This window comes from Paenibacillus sp. FSL M7-0896, from assembly GCF_037975415.1.
Classification (GTDB): Bacteria; Bacillota; Bacilli; order Paenibacillales; family Paenibacillaceae; genus Paenibacillus_AQ; species Paenibacillus_AQ silagei.
Genome location: NZ_CP150250.1, coordinates 6,212,217 through 6,224,690, shown reverse-complemented (window position 1 = coordinate 6,224,690; position 12,474 = coordinate 6,212,217). Strand labels below are relative to the sequence as shown.

General features: G+C 51.4%; 5 protein-coding genes, 13 tRNA genes and 2 rRNA genes. 19 read left to right on the top strand and 1 reads right to left on the bottom strand.

Annotated features, from left to right (window positions below; all coding sequences use genetic code 11):
• Positions 1–12 precede the first annotated feature (12 nt).
• The 3 genes from MKY12_RS26850 to MKY12_RS26840 all read left to right on the top strand — a co-directional run bounded on the left by MKY12_RS26850 (position 13) and on the right by MKY12_RS26840 (position 4,414).
• Entirely contained in the window at positions 13–1,941 is a 1,929-nt protein-coding gene (locus tag MKY12_RS26850) for a DUF4097 family beta strand repeat-containing protein (protein WP_339251235.1), read from the top strand.
• A gap of 125 nt (positions 1,942–2,066) precedes the next feature.
• Positions 2,067–2,498, top strand: a complete 432-nt coding sequence (perR, locus tag MKY12_RS26845) for a peroxide-responsive transcriptional repressor PerR (protein ID WP_209880018.1) — start codon at positions 2,067–2,069, stop codon at positions 2,496–2,498.
• Positions 2,499–2,692: 194 nt separating this feature from the next.
• Positions 2,693–4,414 (top strand): glycosyl hydrolase family 18 protein, encoded by a 1,722-nt coding sequence (locus tag MKY12_RS26840; protein ID WP_339251232.1) that lies wholly within the window; start codon positions 2,693–2,695, stop codon positions 4,412–4,414.
• A gap of 105 nt (positions 4,415–4,519) precedes the next feature.
• Here the strand turns inward: MKY12_RS26840 and MKY12_RS26835 are convergent, their stop codons facing one another.
• Positions 4,520–4,885 carry a DUF2614 family zinc ribbon-containing protein gene (locus MKY12_RS26835; protein WP_036726202.1) on the bottom strand — a complete coding sequence of 122 codons (366 nt, stop codon included), beginning with the start codon at positions 4,883–4,885 and terminating at the stop codon, positions 4,520–4,522.
• A gap of 128 nt (positions 4,886–5,013) precedes the next feature.
• Here MKY12_RS26835 and MKY12_RS26830 point away from each other — a divergent pair, with 128 nt between their 5' ends.
• The 16 genes from MKY12_RS26830 (at position 5,014) to MKY12_RS26755 (ending at position 12,474) form a co-directional block, all read left to right on the top strand.
• Positions 5,014–5,889, top strand: coding sequence for a nucleotidyltransferase-like protein (locus tag MKY12_RS26830; RefSeq protein WP_076080532.1), 876 nt, complete (start codon positions 5,014–5,016; stop codon positions 5,887–5,889).
• 435 nt (positions 5,890–6,324) lie between these two features.
• Positions 6,325–7,885 (top strand): 16S ribosomal RNA (locus MKY12_RS26825).
• A gap of 249 nt (positions 7,886–8,134) precedes the next feature.
• Positions 8,135–11,062 (top strand): 23S ribosomal RNA (locus MKY12_RS26820).
• Together the 16S and 23S rRNA genes with 13 tRNA genes alongside form the textbook arrangement of a ribosomal RNA operon.
• 62 nt (positions 11,063–11,124) lie before the next feature.
• A tRNA-Asn gene (locus tag MKY12_RS26815) sits at positions 11,125–11,200 on the top strand.
• A 3-nt stretch (positions 11,201–11,203) separates the two neighbouring features.
• A tRNA-Ser gene (locus tag MKY12_RS26810) sits at positions 11,204–11,293 on the top strand.
• Between the two features lie 137 nt (positions 11,294–11,430).
• Positions 11,431–11,505 (top strand) — tRNA-Glu (locus MKY12_RS26805).
• Between the two features lie 20 nt (positions 11,506–11,525).
• Positions 11,526–11,601 (top strand) — tRNA-Val (locus MKY12_RS26800).
• A gap of 32 nt (positions 11,602–11,633) precedes the next feature.
• A tRNA-Met gene (locus tag MKY12_RS26795) sits at positions 11,634–11,710 on the top strand.
• A 4-nt stretch (positions 11,711–11,714) separates the two neighbouring features.
• Positions 11,715–11,792, top strand: a tRNA-Asp gene (locus MKY12_RS26790).
• A 21-nt stretch (positions 11,793–11,813) separates the two neighbouring features.
• Positions 11,814–11,889, top strand: a tRNA-Phe gene (locus MKY12_RS26785).
• Positions 11,890–11,904: 15 nt separating this feature from the next.
• A tRNA-Thr gene (locus tag MKY12_RS26780) sits at positions 11,905–11,980 on the top strand.
• A gap of 6 nt (positions 11,981–11,986) precedes the next feature.
• A tRNA-Tyr gene (locus MKY12_RS26775) sits at positions 11,987–12,072 on the top strand.
• A gap of 6 nt (positions 12,073–12,078) precedes the next feature.
• A tRNA-Trp gene (locus MKY12_RS26770) sits at positions 12,079–12,152 on the top strand.
• 27 nt (positions 12,153–12,179) lie between these two features.
• Positions 12,180–12,255: transfer RNA gene (locus tag MKY12_RS26765), tRNA-His, on the top strand.
• Between the two features lie 48 nt (positions 12,256–12,303).
• Positions 12,304–12,379: transfer RNA gene (locus tag MKY12_RS26760), tRNA-His, on the top strand.
• A 20-nt stretch (positions 12,380–12,399) separates the two neighbouring features.
• A tRNA-Gln gene (locus MKY12_RS26755) sits at positions 12,400–12,474 on the top strand.

Below are 12,474 nucleotides of genomic sequence, written 5' to 3'. Positions count from 1 at the left end.
GGAGTACCGAGAATGAGTTCCGGCCATCAGAATCATGAGGAGCTTTCCGTGCGGGAAGAAGAGAATGAGGCAGGCTTGCCGCTGTCTGAAGCTGACGTAGAATTGAACCATCCCTACATCCCTCCCCGTCCCAAACGCCGTCCGCGTAAACGTAAATTTATAGCCGGCCTGCTTGCTGCAGTGCTTCCCGGCACGGGACATCTCTATCTCGGGCTGCTCCGCAAAGGGGTTTCTGTCATTTTCCTTATTGTGCTGGATATTGTGGCACTGCTGTATTTCTCATCTATCGGGATGCAAATCAATGTACCGCTGCTGATTTTACTGGGGCTGCTGATTCCGGTGTTATACTTCTATAATGTGTTTGACGCGCTTCAGAACGCAGACCTGATTCTGCGGTTTCCTGTTGAGCATGATCTTGAAGAGCTGGAGACCATCCAGTCCGGTACAACAACCTCAAGACGCCGGGTAAGGATCAGCGAGCCGGGGATTTCCTTTGGCCTCCTGCTGCTTATCGGCGGGGCGATGCTCTTTCTTTTCCAGCAAAAGCCGCCCTGGCTTCGGGGATTCATTGAGACCTCTGCCGGTGCTGCCGCCTCCGTGGTGCTGATAGGCCTTGGCCTGCTTATGGGAATCAGAGAGATGGCCAGGGACTCCATAGCGCGTCAGGACAAGGAGCGGAAGAAGCGGCGGATCGGCAGATATACGGCCTCAGTAACGCTGGCTGCTGTCGGAATCCTGCTTCTCCTGGACTGGCGTGATGGAACAGATTATATGATGCTGCTGCTCAAATGGTGGCCTATCATTCCGGTATTATGGGGAGTAGAGTATCTGCTGATCTATATTCTTTTCCGCCGGCTGAAGCAGAACGGTACTGCCGGAAGAGCGCGGATGGATCTGCGGGGATTGTTCTCTGCGGTAATACTGGCTGCATGTGTGTTTATCGTAACCGAGCAGGAGCACTATCTGCATCTATGGAACAAGGTGAGTCTTAACCTGACCGTGGCGGCAGTTGATTACGGGGAAGCGGAAGGAAGCTCGTATCAGAAGGCTCCGCTGATGGTTCCGGTCGAACTGAACACCTCCAAGGTCAATATTGACGCTATTAATGGAGACATTCTCATTCACCGGGCTGCTGTGGAGGATATCGAGATTACGGCAACCGTATGGGTGGACCAGCTGGACGGGGTGCAGGCGGAAGCCATAGCGGACCAGTCCTTTGTCGAGGTGACGGAAGGTACGACAATCAAGATCACACCCCAGAGTAAGGCGTACGGTGAATCCGGCAAACGCCAGCCGCGGATCAACCTGGATATCTCCCTGCCGGAAGACCGGCGGTTCGACCTGAACGTCCGTACGATGAATGGCGGAATTACCCTGCAGAATGTGGAAGCCATTGCCGACATCTCGCTGGAGACCGGGAACGGGGAGCTGATTCTGCACCGCATTTACGGCAATGTAAAAGGTAAAACCTTAAACGGTGCGGTGCGCACCAGAGATGTCCTGGGCAATGTGGAGCTGGGGACAAGCGGAGGCGATATGGGGGCTTGGGACGTTAGAGGTGCCCTGAAGCTGTCAACGGCGGTCGGCAACATCACGGCATATGACAGCGGGGATGTGCTGGATCTGTCCACGAAGAATGGCAATGTGGAGGTATCCGGAGCAAGATCCAAGCTGCATGCCGAATCCCTGAACGGCCGGATCAGCATCCGCTCCGGGGATTTCGGGGGAGACTGGGATGTGTACAGTGCAGTGGGGGATATTGAACTGTTCCTGCCGCTAACAGGTAATTATACGGTGGAGGGCTCCAGCGGATATGGAGATATCGTAACAGACCTGCCAGGGCTCGTTATTGACAAAAAAGTGCTTTCCGGCCAGATTGGAACCGGTGAATTCAAGCTGCGTGTAGACGGAAACAGCAATTTAAATGTGAGCAAATATTGAAATAAGGAATTTTTATTATATAATAATGAATATAATGTAATGACTTCATTGACAACGTTGAAAGCAGAGTCATACAATTACATTAGAATTATTATTAAGTTGTATAATTAAAGGCGGTGGCATGGATGGGTAGTGGCGTACAGCATGCATTGGAGCAACTCAAGACAACCGGTGTCCGTATTACGCCTCAGCGTCATGCGATTCTAACGTATCTGATGGAAGCGATGAATCATCCTACAGCAGACGATATTTACCGGGCACTTGAGCCTCAGTTTCCGAGTATGAGTGTGGCAACTGTGTATAACAATCTTAAGATGTTCATGGAAGCAGGTATGGTCCGTGAGCTGACCTACGGTGATAATTCCAGCCGTTTCGACGCCAATGTATCTGATCACTATCATGTTATCTGCCAGGAATGCGGCAAGATTGAGGATTTCAGCTATTCCACTCTTCATGAGGTAGAGCAGCAGGCCGAACGGGCCACAGGCTTCAAGATTCATGGATTGCGTATGGAGCTGTACGGTGTGTGCAAAGGCTGCGGCGAGAAGCAGCACTGAATGGAATGATACCTATAAGCGTGTAGAGTCCGAATGCGGATTCTGCACGCTTTTTTATATGAAGAGAGAATCAAGCTGTTACAAAAATACAAACCTTCCAAGAGATTCGCGCAACCAAGCTCGCCTGCATGGCGTATACTTAACAGAAGTGTTGCCTGCTTTTAAAATTCAACGAATGGTTTGGAGGACCTATTTTGGACAGAAGACAGAGACAAAGACGCGTCACGAAGCGTGGAAGTCTTACTCGCCGCTTATTGGGACTTGTCATCATAGCCGCCGCAGCCTTTTGGGTTGTTTATTATGTACTGCCGAACCGCCAGCATCTGGACCCGGACTGGAAGGGGCTGGACAAGCCGATTTTTGTGAAGGGACAGCTTACCGGCTATTCAGCATCGGGTACGGGGGACGGACTGCTGTTACCGCTGCCTTTTTTGCAGGAATATGTAGATTCTTCTATCCGCTATGAAAAAGAGAGCAAATCAGTCATCCTCTCAACGGACAGCAGTCTGTTGTACATGCAGGAGGAATCCAAGGCCGCAGCTCTGAACAATGAACCTCTGCAGCTTCGCCTTGCTCCCGAGGTTAAAGATAAAGTGACCTATCTTCCGGCAGACACACTGGAGAATCTGTACGGCTTCGAGATCGAAGAGGATACGAATACCGGTGCAGTGCTGCTAATGACTGCAGGTGAATCGGTGCCGCTTGGCAAGGTGAAGGGTAAAGAAGGCGGGAAAACGAAAGCCCTGCGCAGTGAACCCTCGGTGCATGCACCGATTTTTGCTGATATGAACCCCGGGGATGTCGTACGGATCTGGAACACGGACACCAAGGACTGGGTATACGCTCAGCTTGATAATGGTTATTCGGGCTACGCCCAGGCGGATGATATTACCGAAGACGGTACCCGAACTATAGAGAAAAAGCCCGAAACACCTACACGTGCGCAGCGCAGCTGGAAGGATAAGCCGGTTAACATGTTCTGGGAAGCTGTGTACGAACGCAAGCCGAATCCCGCCAAATTCGCAGCCTTGCCTGGAATTAATGTGGTTAGCCCCACCTGGTTCAGCATTATTGATGTGAAGGGGAATGTGCGCAGCCAGGCGGACCGCTCTTATGTAGATTGGGCGCATAATCAGGGGATGGAGGTATGGGGGCTGCTGAGCAACAGCTTTGAACCCGATTTGACCACTGAAGCCTTATCCACGTATGACAATCGGATGAATGCCATTGTGCAGATGCTTAAGTATGCAGACCTGTACAATTTAGACGGGATTAATATCGACTTCGAGAATGTGTACACCAAGGATGGACCGAACGTAACGCAGTTCATGCGGGAACTGAAGCCGATGGCCCAGAGCCGTAATCTGATTGTTTCTATTGATGTTACGCCGAAGTCCAAGAGCGAGATGTGGTCCCTGTTTCTCGACCGTCCGGCGCTTGCCGCCGTGTCCGACTTCCTGATTGTAATGGCCTACGACGAGCACTGGGCAGCCAGTCCGGTTGCAGGATCAGTAGCCTCTTTACCGTGGGTTAAGACCTCTATGAACCGGATTATCGAGGAGGATAAGGTGCCAGCAGAGAAGTTAATTCTGGGAGTGCCACTCTATACGCGGATCTGGACGGAAGCCACCGAGAAGGGGAAGACCAAGGTAAGCTCCAAGGCCGTCAGCATGAATGCAGTCAAGGAGATCATCGCTGAGAAGAAGCTGACACCCGTATTCGATAAGGAAGCCGGACAGAACTACGTGGAGTATAAGGAAGAGGATGTTCTCCGCAAAATCTGGATCGAGGACACCACCTCGCTCACAGCCAGGGTAGAGCTGGCCCAGTCCTTGAAGCTGGGCGGTGTGGCAGCCTGGAACCGTAGCTTTGCCAGTCCGGAGGCATGGGAAGCATTGAAGGGAATTATAAAATAATCATATAAAAAAGGTGATGTCCTCTACAGGACACCACCTTTTTTGCAAGAAAATCTGAATGCTGTTTAATAACTAATAATTGCAGTTAACGCTGCATGAACACGATCAATGTTTAAGCTGCTGGAGTTCAAGCTCTTCGGCAGTAATGGTAGCTTGTGCAGGGTCCATGGTGAGGATGGTATGGCAGAACATGCAGCGGTCGGTTTTGCCCAGCATTTTGGTCAGCTTATGGCACTCCGGACATTCCACCTGAACCGCACTGGTTGAGAGCATGCCCGCCCAGAAATAAATAGCCAGACTGGCCATCATGGAGACGAGTCCAATGACAAGACCGACAGCAGCAACGACTTTGCCGGCAGAGCCCCAGAATACAATACCTGCGGTTCCCATGATCATGAGACCCATGCCAAGCATGGTCAGAAGCAGTCCCCAGGTGCGAAAAGCATTGATTTTGGCCGATTTAAATTTCATGAGTACGATCTCCTAACTGAAATATAGTTCGGTTGTTCAGGAGGAACTGGCATGAATATGTAGAATAAGCTTATGTATAGAGATTATAACTGACGGACGCAAAATCGCCAAATTTGATGGAGGGAAGCATGGAACTGTCCAATTTGACCCTATTAAGTGGGGAGACATTTGAGGAGAATGTTCTTGGAGCCGTTGCTTGGCGGCAAAGAGGAGATGCCACGTTTCAAAGTGCGCTGCTGCACGATTTTGATATGGTGGTCCTTCTGCTGCATGAGGAACAGGAGACGGAACGCATCATAACCCATAGCATTGCCGGTGATAAGCGGACTCAATCGGTGCATGTAGGTCTATCTGCACTGGAACGTGCTGTCATGGCCGGAGATAACAACGAGCTTGTTAGCAGCCTGATATCCGGAGAGGTACTCTGGGACCCGAAGGGGATCTTGGCGGAGATGCGTAAGCAGCTCACCCAGTTTGAGGGCCCGCTCAAAGAACGGGTGCTGTTCATGGAATTCTCCCGTTTTTTACATATGTATATTAAGTCCAAGCGTTATATTGAAGCAGGCTGTACCATGGATGCCTATAATTGCGTACTCATTGCCTTGTATCATTGGGCGCGCATTGAAGTGAGTGAAGCGGGGTATTTCCCGGAACCGGCAGTATGGGGACAGGTGAAAAGCCTGAACTCCCCGGTCCATAAGCTATATGAAGAATTGACTATCAGCACAGAGACACTGGACCAGAGAATCGAACTGATCCTGCTTGCCTGTGAATTTGCCCTTATGTCAAAAATGGAGGATTGCTGTATCATGCTGCTTCATATCCTGGGCAGCCGTAAGGAGGCGTGGAGCATTAAGGAGCTTCTGCAGCATTCGGGGCTCAGCCCGCTCCAGGCAGAGTTGCCGCTTGTGCTTCGCAAGCTGGTATCCCGTTCATTAATTCGGGAGATCGCCTCGTGGGCAGTTGATGCCGGGGATGGTCATGCCATTCGTTATACCCTTTAAATTAACAAATCGTCTACTGGCGGTAACATCTCTATATAGATAGCATTAGCGGGAGAATGGAGAGGGTGAATGTACTCTCTTTTTTTATTTGTCCAAGTTTGTAGAAGAGCTGAAAGGGAATTGAATATTTAGGGTTGACTAGGGTGCAGTTCTTATGATAAATTATAACTCGTCCCTCTGACATAACGATGCGCAGCAATGCAGTCGTAAATCAGCCGAAAAAAGAAATTAAAAAAAGGTTGACTAAAACGAGGGTGCTGTGATATATTATAAAGGTCGCTGCTGAAACAAAAAACGGCGACGGAAGATGAACTTGATCTTTGAAAACTGAACAACGAGTGAGTATCGGAGATCGCTTCGGCGAGATCCAAAATTAGAGAATGTAACCATTCTCGTCAGATGTTTCAAAATGAGCAATCGCTCTTTCTAAATACCAATTTGGAGAGTTTGATCCTGGCTCAGGACGAACGCTGGCGGCATGCCTAATACATGCAAGTCGAGCGGAGTTTGAATGGAAGCTTGCTTTCATTCTTGCTTAGCGGCGGACGGGTGAGTAACACGTAGGCAACCTGCCCTCAAGCCTGGGATAACTACCGGAAACGGTAGCTAATACCGGATAATTTCTTTTTTCTCCTGAGAGAAGAATGAAAGGCGGAGCAATCTGCTGCTTGGGGATGGGCCTGCGGCGCATTAGCTAGTTGGTGGGGTAACGGCCCACCAAGGCGACGATGCGTAGCCGACCTGAGAGGGTGAACGGCCACACTGGGACTGAGACACGGCCCAGACTCCTACGGGAGGCAGCAGTAGGGAATCTTCCGCAATGGGCGCAAGCCTGACGGAGCAATGCCGCGTGAGTGATGAAGGTTTTCGGATCGTAAAGCTCTGTTGCCAGGGAAGAACGTCCGGTAGAGTAACTGCTACCGGAGTGACGGTACCTGAGAAGAAAGCCCCGGCTAACTACGTGCCAGCAGCCGCGGTAATACGTAGGGGGCAAGCGTTGTCCGGAATTATTGGGCGTAAAGCGCGCGCAGGCGGTTATTTAAGTCTGGTGTTTAAACCTTGGGCTCAACCTGAGGTCGCACTGGAAACTGGGTGACTTGAGTACAGAAGAGGAAAGTGGAATTCCACGTGTAGCGGTGAAATGCGTAGATATGTGGAGGAACACCAGTGGCGAAGGCGACTTTCTGGGCTGTAACTGACGCTGAGGCGCGAAAGCGTGGGGAGCAAACAGGATTAGATACCCTGGTAGTCCACGCCGTAAACGATGAGTGCTAGGTGTTAGGGGTTTCGATACCCTTGGTGCCGAAGTTAACACAGTAAGCACTCCGCCTGGGGAGTACGGTCGCAAGACTGAAACTCAAAGGAATTGACGGGGACCCGCACAAGCAGTGGAGTATGTGGTTTAATTCGAAGCAACGCGAAGAACCTTACCAGGTCTTGACATCCAACTAACGAAGCAGAGATGCATCAGGTGCCCTTCGGGGAAAGTTGAGACAGGTGGTGCATGGTTGTCGTCAGCTCGTGTCGTGAGATGTTGGGTTAAGTCCCGCAACGAGCGCAACCCTTGACTTTAGTTGCCAGCAGGTTGAGCTGGGCACTCTAGAGTGACTGCCGGTGACAAACCGGAGGAAGGTGGGGATGACGTCAAATCATCATGCCCCTTATGACCTGGGCTACACACGTACTACAATGGCCGGTACAACGGGAAGCGAAGCCGCGAGGTGGAGCCAATCCCAGCAAAGCCGGTCTCAGTTCGGATTGCAGGCTGCAACTCGCCTGCATGAAGTCGGAATTGCTAGTAATCGCGGATCAGCATGCCGCGGTGAATACGTTCCCGGGTCTTGTACACACCGCCCGTCACACCACGAGAGTTTACAACACCCGAAGTCGGTGGGGTAACCCGCAAGGGAGCCAGCCGCCGAAGGTGGGGTAGATGATTGGGGTGAAGTCGTAACAAGGTAGCCGTATCGGAAGGTGCGGCTGGATCACCTCCTTTCTATGGAGAATCGTCTTCTGCAATGAAGACATTCAAATCGGAAGCTTTGCTTCCACAATAGAACCCTTGGGTTCGAATGCTCACTCGTTGGTCAGTTTTGAGAGTTTAAGCTCTCATCTTTAAACTTGATCCTTGAAAACTGGATACCGAAACGAATTTGCGTTTTAGAACATTCCTTTAAGCTGAACTTGTGTAAACAAGTTTCATATTAATGGCGATACTAGCGATTTTCCTTAGGGAAAACGCATTGGTTAAGCTACTAAGAGCACACGGAGGATGCCTAGGCGCCAGGAGCCGACGAAGGACGTGGCGAACAACGAAACTGCCTCGGGGAGCTGTAAGCAAGCTTTGATCCGGGGGTGTCCGAATGGGGAAACCCAGCTGTGGTAATTCGCAGTTACTCGTATCTGAATACATAGGATACGCAGAGGCAGACCAGGGGAACTGAAACATCTAAGTACCCTGAGGAAGAGAAAACAATAGTGATTCCGTCAGTAGCGGCGAGCGAACGCGGAACAGCCTAAACCAAGAGGCTTGCCTCTTGGGGTTGTGGGACGTCTCACATGGAGTTACAAAGGAATAGGGTAGGCGAAGAGGTCTGGAAAGGCCCGCGATAGAGGTAAAAGCCCTGTAGCCTAAACTGTGTTCTCTCCGAGACGGATCCCGAGTAGTGCGGGGCACGTGAAACCCCGTATGAATCCAGCAGGACCATCTGCTAAGGCTAAATACTACCTGGCGACCGATAGTGAAACAGTACCGTGAGGGAAAGGTGAAAAGCACCCCGGAAGGGGAGTGAAATAGAACCTGAAACCGTGTGCTTACAAAAAGTCAGAGCCCTCTTTATGGGTGATGGCGTGCCTTTTGTAGAATGAACCGGCGAGTTACGTTTAACATGCAAGGTTAAGGTGAGAAGCCGGAGCCGCAGCGAAAGCGAGTCTGAATAGGGCGACTGAGTATGTGGACGTAGACCCGAAACCGTGTGATCTACCCCTGTCCAGGGTGAAGGTGCGGTAACACGCACTGGAGGCCCGAACCCACGCATGTTGAAAAATGCGGGGATGAGGTGGGGGTAGCGGAGAAATTCCAATCGAACTCGGAGATAGCTGGTTCTCCCCGAAATAGCTTTAGGGCTAGCCTCGGTGAATGGAGTGGTGGAGGTAGAGCACTGATTGGGTGCGGGGCCCGCAAGGGTTACCAAGCTCAGTCAAACTCCGAATGCCATTTACTTCTTGCCGGGAGTCAGACAGTGAGTGCTAAGATCCATTGTCAAAAGGGAAACAGCCCAGACCATCAGCTAAGGTCCCCAAGTGTGTGTTAAGTGGGAAAGGATGTGGAGTTGCACAGACAACCAGGATGTTGGCTTAGAAGCAGCCACCATTGAAAGAGTGCGTAATAGCTCACTGGTCGAGTGACTCTGCGCCGAAAATGTAACGGGGCTAAACACACCACCGAAGCTATGGCTAGATGCTTTGCATCTGGGGTAGGGGAGCGTTGTATGTGGGTTGAAGGTGTACCGTAAGGAGCGCTGGACAGCATACAAGTGAGAATGCCGGTATGAGTAACGAAAAGATCAGTGAGAATCTGATCCGCCGAAAGCCCAAGGTTTCCTGAGGAAGGCTCGTCCGCTCAGGGTAAGTCGGGACCTAAGGCGAGGCCGACAGGCGTAGTCGAAGGACAACAGTTTGAAATTACTGTACCACCGTAATCCGCTATGAGCGATGGGGTGACGCAGGAGGGTAGTGACGCGGACTGATGGATGTCCGTCTAAGCAGTGAGGCTGGTGTGCAGGCAAATCCGCACATCGTAAGGCTGGGCTGTGATGGGGAGCGAAAATTACAGTAGCGAAGGTCATGATCTCACACTGCCAAGAAAAGCCTCTAGCCAGGAGAAGGTGCCCGTACCGCAAACCGACACAGGTAGGCGAGAAGAGAATTCTAAGGCGCGCGGAAGAACTCTCGTTAAGGAACTCGGCAAAATGACCCCGTAACTTCGGGAGAAGGGGTGCCTCGGTAGGGTGAATAGCCCGAGGGGGCCGCAGTGAAAAGGCCCAAGCGACTGTTTAGCAAAAACACAGGTCTGTGCGAAGCCGTAAGGCGAAGTATACGGGCTGACGCCTGCCCGGTGCTGGAAGGTTAAGGGGAGCGGTTAGGGGTTAAACCCGAAGCTGTGAACCGAAGCCCCAGTAAACGGCGGCCGTAACTATAACGGTCCTAAGGTAGCGAAATTCCTTGTCAGGTAAATTCTGACCCGCACGAATGGCGTAACGACTTGGGCGCTGTCTCAACGAGAGATCCGGTGAAATTTTAATACCTGTGAAGATGCAGGTTACCCGCGACAAGACGGAAAGACCCCATGGAGCTTTACTGCAGCTTGATATTGAATTTGGGTACGATCTGTACAGGATAGGTGGGAGCCGTGGAGGCAGGAGCGCAAGCTTCTGCGGAGGCGCCGTTGGGATACCACCCTGATCGTATCTAGGTTCTAACCTAGTGCCCTCATCGGGTACGGGGACCGTGTCAGGCGGGCAGTTTGACTGGGGCGGTCGCCTCCTAAAGAGTAACGGAGGCGTTCAAAGGTTCCCTCAGAATGGTTGGAAATCATTCGCAGAGTGCAAAGGCATAAGGGAGCTTGACTGCGAGACCTACAAGTCGAGCAGGGACGAAAGTCGGACTTAGTGATCCGGTGGTACCGCATGGAAGGGCCATCGCTCAACGGATAAAAGCTACCCTGGGGATAACAGGCTTATCTCCCCCAAGAGTCCACATCGACGGGGAGGTTTGGCACCTCGATGTCGGCTCATCGCATCCTGGGGCTGAAGTAGGTCCCAAGGGTTGGGCTGTTCGCCCATTAAAGCGGTACGCGAGCTGGGTTCAGAACGTCGTGAGACAGTTCGGTCCCTATCTGTCGTGGGCGCAGGAAATTTGAGAGGAGCTGTCCTTAGTACGAGAGGACCGGGATGGACGTACCGCTGGTGCATCAGTTGTTCCGCCAGGAGCATGGCTGAGTAGCTACGTACGGACGGGATAAGCGCTGAAAGCATCTAAGCGTGAAGCCCCCCTCAAGATGAGATTTCCCAGTATGTAAGACCCCTTGAAGACGACGAGGTAGATAGGTTGGAGGTGGAAGTGCAGCAATGCATGGAGCTGACCAATACTAATCGGTCGAGGGCTTATCCAAATTTCTAAGACGCAGATTCGTTTCGGATTCAGTTTTCAGGCGATCAAGCCTGATATGTATATTCCCTGATAGCTCAGTTGGTAGAGCACTCGACTGTTAATCGAGTTGTCACAGGTTCGAGTCCTGTTCGGGGAGCCATATGGAGAGGTGTCCGAGTTTGGCCGAAGGAGCACGATTGGAAATCGTGTAGGCGCCACAAGCGTCTCGAGGGTTCGAATCCCTCTCTCTCCGTAGCAATACTTCTTTGAATAGGGATGAGAACCCTAAGTGGTTCGTTGGAGCATAGGCTTCGTTAGCACTGCTTCGCAATCTCGTAACGAAGTGAAGAGTATCCCTCTCTCTCCGTAGCAATACTTTTTACACAGCATGGCTCGTTGGTCAAGGGGTTAAGACACCTCCCTTTCACGGAGGTAACATGGGTTCGAATCCCATACGAGTCACCATTTTTTTTGAACTGATACATGGAGGCTTAGCTCAGCTGGGAGAGCATCTGCCTTACAAGCAGAGGGTCGGGGGTTCGAACCCCTCAGCCTCCACCATCTATCTTAATCGAATAGATTTTGTTCAATGACGCGGGGTGGAGCAGCCCGGTAGCTCGTCGGGCTCATAACCCGAAGGCCGCAGGTTCAAATCCTGCCCCCGCAACCAATTTGGAACCGTGGTGTAGTTGGCCTAACATGCCTGCCTGTCACGCAGGAGATCGCGGGTTCGAATCCCGTCGGTTCCGCCATCTTTTCAAAATTACTTTTATGGCTCGGTAGCTCAGTCGGTAGAGCAAAGGACTGAAAATCCTTGTGTCGGGGGTTCGATTCCCTCCCGCGCCACCATACACAACTTAATATGCCGGTGTAGCTCAATTGGTAGAGCAACTGACTTGTAATCAGTAGGTTGGGGGTTCAAGTCCTCTCGCCGGCACCATACCGTGGAGGCTTAGCGAAGTGGCCAAACGCATCAGACTGTAAATCTGCTCACGTACGTGTTCGGTGGTTCGAATCCATCAGCCTCCACCATTTTTTAGGGGCATAGTTTAAAGGTAGAACAACGGTCTCCAAAACCGTTGGTGTGGGTTCAATTCCTGCTGCCCCTGCCAAGTAATTTCATATAAAAGAATCATATGGCGACCGTGGCGAAGGGGTTAACGCACCGGATTGTGGTTCCGGCATTCGTGGGTTCGAGACCCATCGGTCGCCCCATTTCTTTTATAAGAATTACATAGCAATACAACTTAAAAGCTTCACATGGCGACCGTGGCGAAGGGGTTAACGCACCGGATTGTGGTTCCGGCATTCGTGGGTTCGAGACCCATCGGTCGCCCCATTTTCTTTTAAAAAATATATTGGGGATTAGCCAAGCGGTAAGGCAACGGACTTTGACTCCGTCATTCATAGGTTCGATTCCTATATCCCCAGCCA

Excerpts from the sequence above, each read along its gene's own strand:
- MKY12_RS26850 (WP_339251235.1), top strand. The coding sequence starts at position 13 with ATGAGTTCCGGCCATCAGAATCATGAGGAGCTTTCCGTGCGGGAAGAA.
- perR (WP_209880018.1), top strand. The coding sequence starts at position 2,067 with ATGGGTAGTGGCGTACAGCATGCATTGGAGCAACTCAAGACAACCGGT.
- MKY12_RS26835 (WP_036726202.1), bottom strand. The coding sequence starts at position 4,885 with ATGAAATTTAAATCGGCCAAAATCAATGCTTTTCGCACCTGGGGACTG.
- MKY12_RS26830 (WP_076080532.1), top strand. The coding sequence starts at position 5,014 with ATGGAACTGTCCAATTTGACCCTATTAAGTGGGGAGACATTTGAGGAG.